The sequence below is a fragment of the Pseudoalteromonas sp. DY56-GL79 genome, assembly GCF_041414765.1.
GTDB classification, from domain to species: Bacteria; Pseudomonadota; Gammaproteobacteria; order Enterobacterales; family Alteromonadaceae; genus Pseudoalteromonas; species Pseudoalteromonas piscicida.
This window is the reverse complement of record NZ_JANHZS010000032.1, coordinates 23,716-38,968: the sequence shown is the minus strand read 5'-3', so window position 1 is coordinate 38,968 and position 15,253 is coordinate 23,716. Positions and strand designations below refer to the sequence as shown.

23 protein-coding genes are annotated in these 15,253 nt (G+C 41.6%); 10 read left to right on the top strand and 13 right to left on the bottom strand.

The features are described from left to right. Nucleotides 1–42: 42 nt before the first annotated feature. The 3 genes from NO992_RS20405 to NO992_RS20395 are packed head-to-tail and all read right to left on the bottom strand — an operon-like array spanning nt 43 to nt 3,271. Nucleotides 43–1,371, bottom strand: a complete 1,329-nt coding sequence (locus tag NO992_RS20405; RefSeq protein ID WP_017217572.1) for a sigma-54 dependent transcriptional regulator — start codon at nt 1,369–1,371, stop codon at nt 43–45. Next, on the bottom strand, nt 1,368–1,904 hold the full coding sequence (locus tag NO992_RS20400; protein WP_010369621.1) for a hypothetical protein: 537 nt from the start codon (nt 1,902–1,904) through the stop codon (nt 1,368–1,370). The genes NO992_RS20405 and NO992_RS20400 overlap by 4 nt, the downstream gene beginning before the upstream one ends. Further along, on the bottom strand, nt 1,901–3,271 hold the full coding sequence (locus NO992_RS20395) for an ATP-binding protein (protein ID WP_371380160.1): 1,371 nt from the start codon (nt 3,269–3,271) through the stop codon (nt 1,901–1,903). Before NO992_RS20395 ends, NO992_RS20400 begins: the two co-directional genes overlap by 4 nt. A gap of 374 nt (nt 3,272–3,645) precedes the next feature. On the opposite strand from NO992_RS20395, the gene NO992_RS20390 reads away from it, so the two are divergent. The 6 genes from NO992_RS20390 (at nt 3,646) to NO992_RS20365 (ending at nt 5,257) form a co-directional block, all read left to right on the top strand. Continuing rightward, nucleotides 3,646–3,867, top strand: coding sequence for an EF-hand domain-containing protein (locus NO992_RS20390; protein WP_010369619.1), 222 nt, complete (start codon nt 3,646–3,648; stop codon nt 3,865–3,867). Between the two features lie 43 nt (nt 3,868–3,910). After that, entirely contained in the window at nt 3,911–4,132 is a 222-nt protein-coding gene (locus tag NO992_RS20385; protein WP_128727334.1) for an EF-hand domain-containing protein, read from the top strand. A gap of 65 nt (nt 4,133–4,197) precedes the next feature. Beyond that, the gene (locus tag NO992_RS20380) at nt 4,198–4,419 is read left to right on the top strand and encodes an EF-hand domain-containing protein (RefSeq protein WP_119232707.1); all 222 of its coding nucleotides are present in this window, start codon (nt 4,198–4,200) and stop codon (nt 4,417–4,419) included. A 58-nt stretch (nt 4,420–4,477) separates the two neighbouring features. Continuing rightward, nucleotides 4,478–4,699, top strand: a complete 222-nt coding sequence (locus NO992_RS20375; protein ID WP_371380157.1) for an EF-hand domain-containing protein — start codon at nt 4,478–4,480, stop codon at nt 4,697–4,699. Nucleotides 4,700–4,756: 57 nt separating this feature from the next. Beyond that, nucleotides 4,757–4,978: an EF-hand domain-containing protein gene (locus NO992_RS20370; RefSeq protein ID WP_088533060.1), complete on the top strand. Its 222-nt coding sequence runs from the start codon at nt 4,757–4,759 to the stop codon at nt 4,976–4,978. 57 nt (nt 4,979–5,035) lie between these two features. After that, on the top strand, nt 5,036–5,257 hold the full coding sequence (locus tag NO992_RS20365) for an EF-hand domain-containing protein (RefSeq protein ID WP_010369611.1): 222 nt from the start codon (nt 5,036–5,038) through the stop codon (nt 5,255–5,257). Between the two features lie 432 nt (nt 5,258–5,689). Here NO992_RS20365 and NO992_RS20360 read toward each other — a convergent pair whose 3' ends face one another. Then, a complete protein-coding gene (locus tag NO992_RS20360; protein WP_045963241.1) occupies nt 5,690–6,127 on the bottom strand; it encodes a cupin domain-containing protein in 438 nt (145 codons plus the stop codon). 14 nt (nt 6,128–6,141) lie between these two features. Beyond that, nucleotides 6,142–6,585: a DUF2798 domain-containing protein gene (locus NO992_RS20355; RefSeq protein ID WP_371380154.1), complete on the bottom strand. Its 444-nt coding sequence runs from the start codon at nt 6,583–6,585 to the stop codon at nt 6,142–6,144. 94 nt (nt 6,586–6,679) lie between these two features. Here NO992_RS20355 and NO992_RS20350 point away from each other — a divergent pair, with 94 nt between their 5' ends. Next, entirely contained in the window at nt 6,680–7,108 is a 429-nt protein-coding gene (locus tag NO992_RS20350; protein ID WP_371380152.1) for a MarR family winged helix-turn-helix transcriptional regulator, read from the top strand. A gap of 338 nt (nt 7,109–7,446) precedes the next feature. On the opposite strand, the gene NO992_RS20345 is transcribed toward NO992_RS20350, so the two are convergent. From NO992_RS20345 to NO992_RS20330, 4 genes are all read right to left on the bottom strand, one after another. After that, entirely contained in the window at nt 7,447–7,893 is a 447-nt protein-coding gene (locus tag NO992_RS20345) for an Hsp20 family protein (RefSeq protein WP_017217561.1), read from the bottom strand. Nucleotides 7,894–8,149: 256 nt separating this feature from the next. Then, complete coding sequence (locus tag NO992_RS20340) at nt 8,150–8,362, bottom strand: 4-oxalocrotonate tautomerase family protein (RefSeq protein ID WP_371380150.1); 213 nt, start codon at nt 8,360–8,362, stop codon at nt 8,150–8,152. Between the two features lie 10 nt (nt 8,363–8,372). Continuing rightward, nucleotides 8,373–8,741: a nuclear transport factor 2 family protein gene (locus NO992_RS20335; RefSeq protein WP_371380148.1), complete on the bottom strand. Its 369-nt coding sequence runs from the start codon at nt 8,739–8,741 to the stop codon at nt 8,373–8,375. 7 nt (nt 8,742–8,748) lie between these two features. Continuing rightward, nucleotides 8,749–9,363: a glutathione S-transferase family protein gene (locus NO992_RS20330; RefSeq protein WP_371380146.1), complete on the bottom strand. Its 615-nt coding sequence runs from the start codon at nt 9,361–9,363 to the stop codon at nt 8,749–8,751. Nucleotides 9,364–9,487: 124 nt separating this feature from the next. Here NO992_RS20330 and NO992_RS20325 point away from each other — a divergent pair, with 124 nt between their 5' ends. From NO992_RS20325 to NO992_RS20315, 3 genes are all read left to right on the top strand, one after another. After that, complete coding sequence (locus tag NO992_RS20325; RefSeq protein ID WP_010379325.1) at nt 9,488–10,369, top strand: LysR family transcriptional regulator; 882 nt, start codon at nt 9,488–9,490, stop codon at nt 10,367–10,369. A gap of 78 nt (nt 10,370–10,447) precedes the next feature. Then, entirely contained in the window at nt 10,448–10,606 is a 159-nt protein-coding gene (locus NO992_RS20320; RefSeq protein WP_019647622.1) for a hypothetical protein, read from the top strand. Nucleotides 10,607–10,666: 60 nt separating this feature from the next. Then, the gene (locus tag NO992_RS20315; protein WP_010379323.1) at nt 10,667–10,918 is read left to right on the top strand and encodes a TIGR03643 family protein; all 252 of its coding nucleotides are present in this window, start codon (nt 10,667–10,669) and stop codon (nt 10,916–10,918) included. A 44-nt stretch (nt 10,919–10,962) separates the two neighbouring features. Here NO992_RS20315 and NO992_RS20310 read toward each other — a convergent pair whose 3' ends face one another. The 4 genes from NO992_RS20310 to NO992_RS20295 form a co-directional block, all read right to left on the bottom strand. Next, a complete protein-coding gene (locus NO992_RS20310; protein WP_010379321.1) occupies nt 10,963–11,883 on the bottom strand; it encodes an acetoacetate decarboxylase family protein in 921 nt (306 codons plus the stop codon). Between the two features lie 229 nt (nt 11,884–12,112). Beyond that, on the bottom strand, nt 12,113–12,658 hold the full coding sequence (locus NO992_RS20305; protein ID WP_371380143.1) for a GNAT family N-acetyltransferase: 546 nt from the start codon (nt 12,656–12,658) through the stop codon (nt 12,113–12,115). A gap of 55 nt (nt 12,659–12,713) precedes the next feature. Continuing rightward, entirely contained in the window at nt 12,714–14,768 is a 2,055-nt protein-coding gene (locus NO992_RS20300) for a S9 family peptidase (protein WP_010379317.1), read from the bottom strand. Between the two features lie 134 nt (nt 14,769–14,902). After that, the gene (locus NO992_RS20295) at nt 14,903–15,208 is read right to left on the bottom strand and encodes a hypothetical protein (protein WP_095728325.1); all 306 of its coding nucleotides are present in this window, start codon (nt 15,206–15,208) and stop codon (nt 14,903–14,905) included. Between the last annotated feature and the right edge of the window lie 45 nt (nt 15,209–15,253).

Sequence of the window (15,253 nt, the reverse complement as noted above, 5' to 3'; positions counted from 1 at the left end):
CGTGCTTCAGAAATTAAAACTAATGTTACCCCTCTAATAGGTTTAGCACTGGATCTCATGTTTTTTAAGTAATTTGTAAAAATCAGAGCGATTGCGTTGTGCAAGTTTTGCAGCTTCCGACACATTCCCTTCGCAAAGTGCCAGTACTTTTTGGATGTAGTCATACTCGAACTGGCGTTTCGCCTCATTTAATCCTGTAAACGCATTCTGCTCTTTATCCTTAGGCAGGGCTTTTTGTACGATATCTTCAGTGATCATTTTACCTGGCGTAATAGCAACACAGTGCTCCACAATATTATGGAGCTGACGGATGTTGCCCGGCCAATGATAATTCAACAAATGCGTAATACTTTGTTGGTTAAATTGCTTTTCGCCATCGCTAAGTGCACTTAAGAAGCGTGATGCAAGTAGTGGAATATCTTCCAATCGCTCTCTTAAGCTTGGGATTTCAACAGACACTACGTTTAATCGATAGTATAAATCTTCACGAAATTGCTTTTCGGCAACGGCGCTTTGAATGTTCTTATGGCTTGCAGAGACAAAACGAACATTGACCTTATGCTCAGTTTGGCCACCCACAGGACGAACGGTTCGCTCTTGTAAAACACGCAGTAGCTTAACTTGCAAATCAAGCGGCATATCACCAATTTCGTCGAGGAATAGGGTGCCACCATCCGCTGCTTGTACTAAACCTTCTTTGTCGCTCACTGCGCCGGTAAACGCGCCTTTTTTATGGCCGAATAGCTCAGACTCCAGCAGGTGAGCGGGCATTGCGCCACAGTTAATCGCAATAAACGGACCTTGCGCTTGGTTACTGGCCAAATGGATTGCTTTTGCCGTCACTTCTTTACCGGTACCACTCTCGCCTTGGATGAGAATGTTTGCATTACTGCTGGCAAGTGCTTGAATTTGTTGTACCAATTGACGCATGGCGGCACTTTGGAATAACAACCCATGGAAGTTATTTGGATCCGAAGTTTGTGCGGTTCTCACTTTTCCTGCAAGCGCCTCATTGATGACATCGAGCATTTGCTGAGAGTCAATGGGCTTGGTTAAAAAGCTCACAAAGCCTTGCTGCATGGCGTCAACAGCGTCAGGAATAGAGCCGTGAGCGGTCATCATCACAACGGGCATGCCAGTATAATACTTCTTTATTTGCTCATTAAGTTCAAAGCCGTTCATGTGCGCCATCTTCAAATCGGTGATGACCAAGTCGATAGGCATTTGCTTGAGGATATTTAACGCTTGCGTACCGCGGTGCGCAACTTCAACTTCGTAGCCGTGACTTTCTAAACGCATGGCCAGTAGCTCAGTTAAAGACGTATCGTCATCCACTAAAAGTAACTTTGCGCCTTGTTGTGTTTGACTCATAGTGAATCCTCCTCAAGTGATGGGTTTTCAGAAAGATCGGTTTCTAAACGTTGTTTTTCTATGTCGGCAAGCTTTTGTTTTAGCTCGGCAAGCTGCTTTTGGGTTTGTAACAATTGCTCTTGGTGCTGTTGCGCCTTATTGTCAGAGTAATAATTACTGATTTTTTGCTCACGAAGGCTTTGAGTGTGCCAAGCCAGCGATTCAAACCAAATGTTGTAATCGTCTGGCCAATAATCTTGTAGCTTTACTTCTTCAATGGCTTTAAGTTGCTTGGTGGTTGAGTCTGTACCGCAATAGGTGTGAATAAAGCCCTGTAAGTGCAGCGCACCTTTATAGTAATCGTTAAATGTCACGTTATGTTTTTTGGCGCATTGGCTGACTAAGGCTTTGATCACCTCAGCTAAAGGTACAAACTTAGCGCTGGTTTCTGTTTTTACAGGGCCAATAAATTGCTTTGTTTGCTCGACGTTTTGCTCCGTTGTGGCACAACCACCGAGCAAAAATAGCGTGATACTTAATGCGATGTATTTCATTTTGGATCCCTTTTTGGAAAGGCGACTTGAATACTGGCGCCAGATTCTACTGATAGCCATTTCACATAGCCTTTTAATTGCTTCACACACTCAGAGACAATGGCTAAACCTAAGCCACTGCCATTATTATTTTTATTTTTCTCACCACGAACAAATGGCTGGAATAATGAATCGGCTTCACTGATGTCGATGCCATCACCGTCGTCACGGACTATCAACAATACTTCGCCATTTTGTTCTTCAATTGAAATAGTGACATTGCTTTTAGCGTGATCAATGGCATTGCTCACTAACTGAGTTAACACTAATTTGCACGGTAGATAAGGTACTTTTAGGTCATCATGATTTTGCCAGTTCACTATCACATCAGTCTTTCCTAGCTTATCGCTAAGATGCTTTGAGACTTCTTCTTGGATAAGATTCATTTCGGCGTCGTGATGTAGGCTATCAGGGTGACTGGCCGCGCTATAGCTGAGCAAATCATCGATCAATGATCCAAGCTTTGCAACAGAGTTTTCCATAATGATGAGAATACGTTGTTGTTTTGGGTTAACATCTCCAAGCAATCCACTATTTAATAAGCTGCTTCCTTCGTTTAGCGATGCCAAAGGGGTTTTAAGTTCATGAGTAACATGGCGCAAGAAGGTTTCTTTTTGTTGTTGAATACGCTTAAGTTCGAGTCTTAGCCAATTTAACCTGTCACCCAATTGCTGCAATTCATGGCTGCCAGAGAGTTCTACCGACTTATCAAAATTACCTTTACCTACTTCAGATACCGCAGATTCTACCTGATTAAGCTGCTGACAAATCCGGTTGATCAAAAAGATACTGATCACGATAAGGGTGGGTAGCAAGATAACGAGACCAAACATAAACCATGTTTGCAGCTGCACGAAATGGGCTTCTTGATCAGATAAGCGTTTATTAAGTGTTTGCTGAAAGCTTTCCTCGAATTGATTAAGCACCTTAACCAATTGTTGAAATTCTTCAGCTTTTGAAGTGGCATTGATCTCATCAGGAGCGAACTGTCGCCATTTAGCAACAAACAGCGAATCGGGTAGGTTTATTTTTAATAATTGAATGCGTTTTTTGGTGTTTTGCCACTTCTGCTCGATGCTTTCTTGCAGTGTTTCACTTTGTAGTAGCTGATTATTTTGCAGCGCTTTTTCAAGCGCGCTGATATCTGCTTTTACAAAATTGTACTCAAGAATAAGTTTTTGATTTTTATTATAAATATCCTGTGTTTTTTGTTGGTTTTTGGACAGTGCTTGGGCGTACCACAAAGTCAGTGTGAGTATTGGAAGCACACCAATAAACATGGCAATAAGTGCCTGTTTTTGTAATGACTGAGAAAAAATTTTTTTCACGATGCTAAATCCTTTAAAAGGGTGCACAAATTTCAATCAAATGGTGTTGCGAGATTTGCAAAATTTTCTACCCCAAAATTTACCTGTTGCAAAGCTGCGACAATCTAACTTTAAGAAAAATAAAGACTTTTTATTTTTCGCTTTTTTAACTGTTGCCATTTAGCAACAGCTTGCCTTAATCCAACCTTAATCTTTTCATGTGGTTTTCCTTAACTAGTTGATAAACCGTGTTTTTTCAATTTTGGCATCAAAGTTGGAATAGTTATCTCGAAAGCGAAAAACGAAACGCAAAAACAAATGCAAAATCAGTTTTTAGCTTTAATAGCAAAACGTTTAACACAGAATTTAGTTTTTAATCTTATGAGGAAAGCACGATGAAAAATCTAGCAATCGCAGTATCAGCAGCAGTAATGACTTTGGCATCAGTAGGTGCACATGCAAACACTGATTTCGACAAACTAGACATGAATGGTGACGGTTACATCTCTATTGAAGAAGCAAAAGCAGATGAAGGCCTTCTGGCTCAATTTAATGAGCTAGATGCTGACCAAGATGGTCAACTAAGCCAAGCAGAATTTGATAACTACGAAGGTTAATTTTCCGAGTTATCACATTATTTAAATCGTTAAGGAGAAGATTATGAAAAATTTACTAGCAGCACTATCAATCACAGGTATGACATTGGTTTCAGCATCGGCAATGGCGATGGACGACTTCGAAAAGTACGACACTGATGGCAGCGGCACAATCAGCATGGCTGAAGCACAGGTTAATCCTAAGTTAGCTGAGCAATTTAAGACACTTGACGTTGACGGTAACGGCGAGCTGAGCGAGTCAGAGTACGAGCACTTTGAAGGCTAATTTGAAAGTTTGGTATCGGTGAGTCTTCGGACTCTCCGTCAAGACTGAACTTTAAGGAGAATATGATGAAAAATCTACTAGTAGCAGTATCCCTTGCTGGCCTGTCAATGGCATCAGTTAATGCAATGGCTGGTGACGACTTTGCCAAATACGATGCCGATGGTAGTGGCACAATTAGCATGAGCGAAGCGAAAGTAAATCCAAATCTTGTTGAGCAATTCACTCAGCTAGACGGTAACGCTGACGGCGAGCTAAGCGAAACAGAATTCGCAAATTTTAAAGGCTAAGTAATAGCCCTCCAATTTCACGAAACGAACAGTATTTAAAATTTTTGAGGAATAAATGATGAAAAACGTACTAATTGCACTATCAATCTCAGGTTTATCTTTCGCGTCTGTTAATGCAATGGCGAGTGAAGACTTCGCAGCGCTAGATACAGATCAAAGCGGCACAATCAGCATGAGTGAAGCACAAGTGCATACGGCACTTACAGAGCAATTTAAAGAGCTAGACGCTGATGCAAACGGCGAGCTAAGCGAAACAGAATTCGCAAACTTTAAAGGCTAAGTAATAGCCCTCCAATTTCACGAAACGAACCGTATTTAAATTTTTGAGGAATAAATGATGAAAAACGTACTAATTGCACTATCAATCTCAGGTTTATCTTTCGCGTCTGTTAATGCAATGGCGAGTGAAGACTTCGCTGCGCTAGATACAGATCAAAGCGGCACAATCAGCATGAGTGAAGCACAAGCGCATACTGCACTTGCAGAGCAATTTAAAGAGCTAGACGCTGATGCAAACGGCGAGCTAAGCGAAACAGAATTCGCAAATTTCAAAGGCTAAGTATTAGCTCTCCAATTTCACGAAACGAACCGTATTTAAATTTTTGAGGAATAAATGATGAAAAATGTACTAATTGCACTATCAATCACAGGTTTATCTTTTGCTTCTGTTAACGCAATGGCGGGTGAAGACTTCGCTGCGCTAGATACAGATCAAAGCGGCACAATCAGCATGAGTGAAGCACAAGCGCATACTGCACTTGCTGAGCAATTTAAAGAGCTAGACGTTGATGCAGACGGCGAGCTAAGCGAAACAGAATTCGCAAACTTTAAAGGCTAATTAGAGCTCGAGAAGTAGATTTACCTGCGCAAAGGAGTGACAGAGGAAAAGGAACTGATGTCAGGGAGCAGGGAATAGAGTTCAAAGATTATGATTATTGTTGAGTTACTTGGCAACATTACTGATTTGTTCAACTAAGCGCCTTCTTTCGGGCAAGTTTAAACAAACTGGTATAAAGGAATACTTACAGCGAGGCATCGCTATCAGAATCTTTGAGCTCCAAATAGAGAGTTTGGATGTCATTATGGAAGTAAAGTGAAGGATCATAGTCGGTAAGAGTAAGGCGGTTATTCGCACCGCACCCAAAGCTTGGCTCAATAGCCAAGCTTTTTTTGTTTTGAGTGTATTGATTTTTGTAAGGTGTTAAATGTAATTCTGTGGATAGCACTTAAAGTTAATATTTTTTCAATCATTGGCTATGGCAGCGCAAAGCTAACAAAAATGAATTTTGTACTTTTTGGCAAACTTAAGTCTGTCTTGTTTACTCAAGGCTGTTCCATCTGACAACCTTGCGATATCTCGAATAAAATTTTCCGACGGTCCTGAAGGTGAATTTATGACAAGTAAATGACTATCGGTCAACGCTTTAAAACGCCTCTTAACATTAGGACCAGCCATAAGTAAGTCACCTTTACCTGCAGTAATAACCTCGTTTTCAACACCAAATTCTATAGAGCCATGGATGATATAGAAAATTTCATCATCTATTTCATGGTAGTGCCAAGGTGCGGCATTGCCTTGTGGTATCAGGCTATCAAATATTGAGACTCTATTGTTGGTATCTTCTCCCGTAACAAGTAGTGATGTTATTTCTCCACCAACAAGACGATGAGTTTCTGCGCTATTAGCTTTAATGTATTTGTATCTCATAGCAAGCTTCTTTTTCAGCTAGCCATAAATCGTTCAAGGCGAGGCTTCACAGTCAATGTCATAAAAACTGAAATTAACAACCCGACAGGCAGCGCGATGGTAAATGCATGAAACCAAGTGTTGATAAATTCACTCATGGATCTGTAAGGGACATTATTAATAGTTGTAACCGCGGCCATAATTCCTTCCATGATAATGGCCATTGATATACCAATTACAGTGTTTTTAAAGATCTTTGCTGTGTTTGGCATCAGTGATTCAGCAACCTTTGAGATTACCATAACCATGACAAAGCCAATTGGAGCAATAGTTGTGGCAGACAATAAAGTAGAGGTCAGCCATTGCTCAACAAACCGGTTGGTAAACCCTATATTTTTATAGGTCATCACGAAAGTTAATATACCCACCAATGCGACTACCATAGGGGCCGCAACAAGTACCTTTTTAACTAAATTCATAATCGCCTCCTTATTAAAGTTGATATTATCAACTGTTGATGCTTTAAAGGTTAGGTGTTATTGTTGATAATGTCAACCAATAAAGGAGTGGATTTTGATCAGAGAACTTCCAGATAGCTTTTTAGCATTAACCTTTAAGTTTAAATCTCTAGTTTTAAAAGCAGTTAGAGAGCAGGGGATTGATGTGGTACCGATGGAAATTCAGTCGCTTCATCTAATTAATAGAACAGAAAACTGTACAGCTGCTCTGATGTCAGAACTAATGGATAGAGATAAAAGTCAATTAGCGAGATTGATTAAAGAGATGTCAAAGAAGGGGTTAATAGAAAAGACAAAAAATCCAAATGATACTCGAAGCCATTTTTTAGGTTTAACAAAGGATGGCAAAGCGATATTGAAACGAATGCTTGTCATAGAGGCTGAGTTGATACAAAAAATGTGTACTGGCCTATCTCACGAACAAGTAGAAGTATTTAACAATATTGCGGTGAGCATGACAGCTAATTTGACAAGAGAACCATAGATGTTGGCTTAACTGTTGTTATCGGTGTTTTATTATGAATTGTATGTTGGATGTCTTGAGATGAACGCCAGTGGGAGCGACCCCAAATTACTTATAGATACCAGTTTGCTGTTCAGAACGCTTTGGAGATAACTGCGCTTCTTGCTCGCACTAAGGTGCCCACACTTTGTAGGCAAGGCGAATTGAGCTGGCGGTTGGAACTGAGTTTAACGCTGCTAGCTTAAAACCTACTCAACGCTATAAAATGGGTAAACTAGCAACTCAAAACAAAAAAGTCGCCCGAGGGCGACTTGGAAACGTGACATCATGTAAAAACAGGGGGAAGTGACCTCAATCGATTATTTATTTTCGATGAGATTGCCTTTGCCAATTTCAATCTTTCTTGGCTTGAGTGCTTCTGGAATCTCGCGCTCAAGGTCAATGACTAACAGGCCGTTTTCAAGTCCTGCGCCAATCACCTTGACGTGATCGCCAAGTTGGAATTTACGCTCAAAGTTACGCTCTGCGATGCCTTGATGGATAAATCTGCGCTCAGCTTTGTCTTCTTTGTTTTGCTTTTCGCCTTTGACTGTCAGAGTATTGTTTTCTGACTCAAGGCTAAGCTCTTGCTCGGTAAATCCGGCAACAGCCATGGTAATTTGGTATTTGTCTTCACCGGTAGCTTCGATGTTATATGGCGGAAAGCTTGGTTGCTTTTCGTTGCGTGATGCTGCATCCATTAACTGTGCTAAATGGTCAAAACCGATGAATGAACGATAAAGTGGAGATAGGTCTACTGTACGCATAATTTGTATCCTCATAAAGCGATAATTAAGCTATTTATTGCTTCAATTAAAGCCAATAAATAGCATATAAAACATTTACTTAGTTTGGGTTGGGACCCTGTCGGCGTCCTCACAATACTATCTATGGACGAGGCAAATACTTTTCAAGAAACTTTTTTAAAAAAGTTTTTATTTACCTGAATTTTATAAGATTCTTTTTCAAGAAAATTGTCTTTGCAGGTGAAGAAGCACCATTTGATGCCTCTTTTTTAGTGCGTTATTTAGGACTTAAGTTTTGCTGTCTCAACATAGAGACTTGATCAAACCCTATTCCCCAGTTGTCAGTTTCAACTTCCTCTATAACGACAAAAGTAACTTGTGGCGCTTTATCAAGGACATCCACCATAAGCTGAGTTGCACCTTTTATTAAGGCTTGCTTCTGAGCAGGTGTAACGCCTTCCTTTGTGATTTTAATATTGACGATAGGCATCGATTATCTCCTACAGATCATCATACATTTTGTTGACGATACGCCATTGTCCATCTTCTTTAAGTAAACCAATAAAGTCGATATAGTGATGTTCAAATAGTGGGCAATACAGCTTGACCATTGCTTGATGGTTTACAACATCCACCGACAAAATACGGTAATTAAAAGCAGCGCTTTGGCTTTCGGGCGTTTGTCGAGATGAGACCAAATCTAGCCACTGTGATTTGGTGCGCCTCATCCCTGGAGCTTTGACCACCGCGTCAGCGTGGAAAATCGCATCCAACTTTTTAATATCTCCTTGGTGTAGCCCTTCAAAATATTGTTGAATAACCGCAGTTACTTTGTCTAAATCCTGTAGTTTGAAAATAGGCTTAGTCATATTAAGCTCATGCGTCTGTACTGTGTGCTTGTTCAGCTGCTATCGAGGCGATAAAGCTGGGCCTTGCCTCAACTTCAGCTAACATTTTGCTGACCTTTTCTGGAATGACAATGTCGACTGGAAAATAGGCGCCCCAACGCGCATATACAGCCAGCATGATATCCGCAGTGGATACCTGATCGCCGCCTAAAAATGCTTGCTGCGCTAATTTTTTCTCGACTAACACCCATAATTCGTTGATGGCAACTGCTGCCGCTTCTAAAAATGGCTGGCGTGCATGCTCGTCAGCAATCGCACCTGTGGCAAAAAACAGACGATTGTAAGCCGGGTGCATCGTAGCATTAGCAAACAGAATGTTTTCTATCGCTTGTTGCTTTTGAAAAACATCAGCTTGAGGAAGAAGGTTATTTTCGTGTTTATTGAGTAGATAAAGTAAGATTGCAGCTCCTTCTACTAAGCTGTTTTCGCCATCATTAAGAACTGGGATTTTACCTGTTGGGTTAATGGCTAAAAAGTTATCAACACCGCGTTTGTCAACCAGTTCGAAGGGTTGTCTTAGTTCTCTTAATATGACTTGCGTTGCTAGCGCACAAGCACCTGGTAAGTAATATAACGTATACATAATGGTTTTCCTTATTTGCTTCTTGGCTAAAAGACAAGCTCAGTGTATAAACTAGATGCTGTTTGATATATAGCTACAATGAGAACCAAGAGTTCACATGGTGGAAACAATAATCAAGGAAAGTATGAACAAGCTACGAGCGATAGAAATGTTTGTAAAACTGGCTGAAGTACGCAGTTTTACTCGTGTTGCAGAGCAATATAATACGTCCAAATCCATGATCAGTAAGGAGATCAGCCGACTAGAAGCTGAGCTTGGTGCGCGGCTTATACATCGCACCACGCGCAATTTACAGCTCACGCATGTTGGAGAAGGCTATTTACAACGTGCTAGGGATATTCTCAATAAGTTAGAGGATGCAGATACCTTCATACAAGAGTCGCAGCAAGCACCAAAAGGCAAGCTAAAAGTGAATGTGCCAATGGTGCTTGGGATCACTGACTTGGCAGCAATGTTCGCCGACTTTATGCAAGCGTATCCCGATGTCGATCTTGAAATACATTTAGGGGATGAGGATATCGACTTAGTTGAACAGGGGTTCGATTTAGGTTTTCGGGCTTCCAGTCGCCCGTTCGACTCAAGTTATATAGGTAAAGAAATTACTCAATTTAATTATCATGTATGCGCCTCACCACAATATTTAGCTAGTCACCCTGCAATCGAATCAGCACAAGATTTAATTTATCATAATTGTTTTGAATACAGCTATTCAAAACGCAAGAACTTATGGCCATTAGACGAAGGTGTGCGAATAAAAGGCTCTCTTAAAGTGAACAATGTCCTTTTTATGTTACAGGCAATTAAAAGCCATTTGGGAATAGGAATTTTACCTGAATTTGCCTGTAGAGAAGCACTTGAAAAGGGCGAGGTAGTTAGTATATTACAGCACGCTGACAAGCCAACTCTAGCCTTATATGCACTGTATCCCGCACGCCAATTTGTGCCAGCCGCAGTACTTCAATGTATCGAGTTTTTACAGGCTTGGTTTAAGCGTGAAGGGCACTGATTGTTAAGCAAATAAGGTGGTTTACATTACTTCATTACTTTGCCACATTAACTATTGGTTTAGATGATGGAACAATCAATGAAATGTGATAAACAAAATGCCAATCGAAAAATAGGTCTGGGGCTCGCTATCGGCGCGGGAATAGGCACAGCCGTGGGCGTTGCATCAGGGCAAATCATGTACACCTTGCCTATCGGTATTGCTATGGGAATATTGATTGGCCGTAAGTATTTTTAATCTATTTTGGCACTCGGGGCGTATGTGTGATTCTGATTAGAACACAACAAGATTAAGCAAGTGCAATTTAGTGACTCAGAAATTTCCAGGATCATTGAAATGGCGTGGGAAGATAGGACGCCATTTGAAGCTATCGAGCGACAGTTTGAGCTTAGCGAGCCTGACGTGATCAAGTTGATGCGTTGTAGCCTAAAATCTAGTAGTTTTAGGCTATGGCGGCAACGAGTAAATGGCCGTAATACAAAGCATATTAAACTTAGAAGCAAAGCGGTAAATCGCGGATACTGCAAAACGCAATACAAGCAAAGGTAATTAAAATGCAGAGGCCGTTAAGCCTCTGACTATACTAATGAAGGTTACCTATCGTAAAGTGGTAGCGCAACGCCTTCAACGTTAGTGAATTCTAATACCGCGATAGGAGTAAACTGCGTTTTGCGTAAAAATCGCGTGGTGACACTTTTTGGTGAGTGAATCGTAAACTTACCAACGAAAGGCAAGATCCAGCCGCTAGCTGAGGTCAATACGCCACTGAGTTGAGGGATCTTAGACTCATCGGGAAGGTTAAAGCTGGGCACAACATTGTCACCGACCGAGTACAGTGGTGTGTTTGTGCCAATTTTGCGCTGATATTCAGCACTGAGTAAAGGCTTACCATTTTTCTTGGCCAGCTCAAGACGATGTGTATTTTCACTTAGGGTGATGTCAACTTGGGCCAATTGTTTGGGGTAACCCCATATTTCACCGGCCTCAACCGCTTTCGCATTGTCCAGCATCAAATGAAAGTTGAATGAGGCGTAGTCGTGAGGGAGCCCCATCGACTGCTTTTCAGCATTGGCAGTATTGATAGTTGTAAATGCAGCCATTGCATAGTTTACCTGTGCTTCAAGGGAGTTCAGGTCGCTTGGACAAGGTAAATCGAGATCTGGCGCATTTCTGCGTTGAATAAAAAACGTCGCGACCGTTTCGTTGTATGCTCCTGCTGGACTTTCTGTGATTTTTTGAGTGTAAAAAGCCGCAATACCTTTTCCGGAGCTTTTGCCATCACATTTTGGCGTAACAACTTTCCAACCGTCATTCCATAAAAATCGTTTTGCTCGTTTTGCATTAACTAAACCGAGGACTGCACTGGTTGCTTCTCCCTTGACATGAAAAGGGACAGAGATTTCAGTGCCGTCATCCAAGTATTTTATTTCAGTGGTTGGGTATGTATTTTCGAGGTCAAAGGCGAGAGTGTGGGCGCTAAAGATGAGTCCTAGCACGACTGCATTTTTTATCATTTTGCTTTCCTTAAGTAGTGAGATCAACAAAGTAGATTGTCTAATTCAAGACAAGTTGAGTAATTGTTTCCTTTTTGGGGATGTTATGTTAACAGCGGAATGTGAAAAATCAAAGTGCTTTAGTTGATAGAGTATATTGGTGGTTAGCTCTCAAAGCGACATTAAGTATGTCGCTGATTTAAAGTGATTAAGTAGCTAATTTAATTTAGGGAAAAGGCTATTAGTTTGGTTAGTTTACATCGCTTGCAAGTAAGCCATATAGTGCAGAGTCTGAAACTTCGCCAGCAATTTCCCAGCGAGCACGTAAGTGACCTTCTTTAGTAAACCCAAGTTTTGCCAGTACTTTGGCTGAGCCGGTATTAGCGGGATCAATCTCTGCTTCAATACGCCTTAACTGTAGTGTTGAAAAAGCATAGTCAATGAGTGCAGAGCCTGCTTCTTGAATGACACCTTGTCCCCAGTGAGATTTGGCAATACCAAAGCCAATTTCGGCGCGACGTGACTCTTTATCCCAGCTAAACAGTAAACACTTGCCAATTAATGCTTCATCAATTTTTGAAACAATGGCCAGTGTGATCGCTTGTTGCGTAGTCAAGTCTTCGTGTGATTGCTTGATAAATTGCGTTGCATCGTCAAGGCATTCCCAAGGTGGCGTGTTCCAATAGCGCATGACGTCTGCGTCCGAGAATATGGCAAATAGTGCTTCGGCATCTTGTAAAGTTAGGGGTCTAAGTGTGAATCGCTCGGTGTCGAGTTTGATTGTCGTTAAATGCAATATCTTTTTTCCTTGATAAAAAAGGGCGCAAATTAGCGCCCCTAAGCTTGCTTACTTATTTATTCGCGTCTTTAACTGCTTTTAGCTTCGCCGCGTGGTCAATTTCATAATCTGGCATGTCTTTTTTGCCTTCGATTAGGTAGTTGTCCATCCAGCGCATCAAGCGCAAGCTGTAGTCATATTGAGCCGCTGCTTTGCGGTTACCGTGACCTTCGCCTGGATAGTAAACTAGACGTACGTCTTTACCTTGCACTTTCATATAGCGATATAGCTCCATAGATTGTGCTGGGTGTACACGCGGGTCATCTTTACCATGCATAATTAGTAATGGCGTCTTTGATTGACCAGCCCAGTAAATCGGACTGCGCTCTAGGTACCACTGCCATTTATCCCAAGGGTAAGAGCGAGCGTGCACTAGGTACATTTCGTTTGAGATATCGGTAGTACCAAACTTAGATAGTTGGTTAGTTACCCCAACAAACATCACGCTTGCCGCAAAGTGTTCAGTTAGTTTTGTAGCACCCCAAGCAGAGGCATAACCGCCGTAAGAGCCACCAGTAATACCAACACGCTTGGTGTCTACTAAACCGGTATTGACTAGGTATTCTTTCATATCTACTAAGTCGTCAAACTCTTTACCTGCGTAGTCGCCTTGGCCAAGTTTTGAGTAATCAACGCCTTTACCTGTCGAACCACGGTAGTTTGGATAGAATACCGCATAGCCGCGTGCTGCGCCCATTTGACCTGGATCTGAATAGCTCGTGAGCCAGCCATTCTTATCGTGGCTTTCAGGACCACCGTGCACTGACATGATCAGTGGATAACGCGTACCTTCTTGATAATCAAGTGGATAAATTAATACGCCACCAATTTCAACACCATCGCGGGCTTTGAAGTTAATAGCCTCTTGTTTTGCAAAACGTTTGTTGTCTAACCACGGGTTTGAGTTTGATAGACGAGTTGCCTTGCTTGAGCGGATCACAAACACTTCATTTGGGTGCTTAGCTGTATTCGCACGTAGGGCAATGGTTTTGTCTGAATCAGAGATTGATAGATTCGATGCGATAAACTTACCTTCTTTGATAAGTTTCTTGTATTTGTTTGAGCCAACTTTAATTTGGCCAACAAAACTTTCAGCGCCGACGTTTGCGACAAAAGTCAGCTGGTTCTTACGGTTTGACCACTCAAAATCACCGATGTGACCCATAAAGTTTGGGATCCACTCTTCTACTTTGCCGCTTTGTGCATCGGCAAGGTACAAGCGACCAGTTGCCGGGTCGTGCTTGTCTTCAGCGCCTAAAATAGCGATGTATTTACCATCGTGAGAAAACTCTGCGGTACCAAGCTTACCTTCTGTTTTGAATGACGTGGTAATTTGTTGTGTTTTCGCATCAAGTACATGCCATTGTGACTTCATATACTTGTCATCAATAAGCGCTGTTGGCTGGGTTTTTACCAGTAATTTAGAGGCATCGTCAGCCCAGTTGATTTCACTAACATAGCCTTCGATGTTCAGTGCCGCTGGAGTCAGCGGTTTTTCTGATGCTGTAAGATCAATGATATGAAGCTGTTTGTTTTTTAAACCCAGTTCATACACTTCAGCCATAAAACCAAGCTTTTTCAGCTCTTTTTCTGACTTATCGGCAGCTGGCATTGCAAGGATCGCAACCTGTTTGCCATCAGGACTTAGGCTATAAGCCGAGATCCCAGTTCCTTTTAGTGAAAGCACTTTCTGTGCTTCCCCACCGTTTACCGCGATGCGATAAAGAGCGCGTTGCTTGTCTTCTTTTTTCTTGGTTAGGAAATAAATGAACTGACCGTCGGCTGACCAAGAGATGCTTGAGATGCTCACTTTACCAGTGATAAATGGGCGCTCTACCCCTTCGTCGTCAATCACATAAAGTTCACTATAATTAGAACCATTTTGGTCAACGTAAAGCTCGCGCGGTACAGAGCGAGTAAAAGCAACGAGTTCGCCGTCAGGACTCACCGACGTTGAGCTTACCGATTGGATCTTTGGGATGTCTTCAATAGTGATGGTATCGCTTGCGAGGCTTGCAGCACTGGTGAAGCCCATTGCTAAAGCCAAAGCAGACTTAAGTAGTTTCATTATTTATCCTAAATTTTCATTCACTTGTTGTAACTTCAAGATGAAGTTTTTAGGCATTCTACTTGTCACCAGAATAAAAACCAATGTTTGCGATTAATTGTCGGTTAAGCCTGATAAAGCGAAGCAGCTATCTTTTATAGGCCAAAATTCAGCACGCCTGAATAATCAGCTTGAAACGGCATAAGGTGATTAAGTGCATACGAAATGTTGCCTTTGTCATCCATGATGTAGATAGAAGCACCACAGTGTTTGCAAAAACCATGCTCTTGGATGGTTTGAGCTTTCGAATGCGGCACCACAAATCGTTCGAGAGATTTACAAGGATTTTCGATAAGACCGTGAGCCTGAATGAACTGCACACCAGTGCATATTTCGTTGGCTGTTGTCGTGGTGAAAATACGATAGTGGATCTGGCCGCAGTGGCACGACGTGGTGATCATGTTGATGTCCTTTATTTTCTTTTGAGTTAAGTGTACTTTTTATTT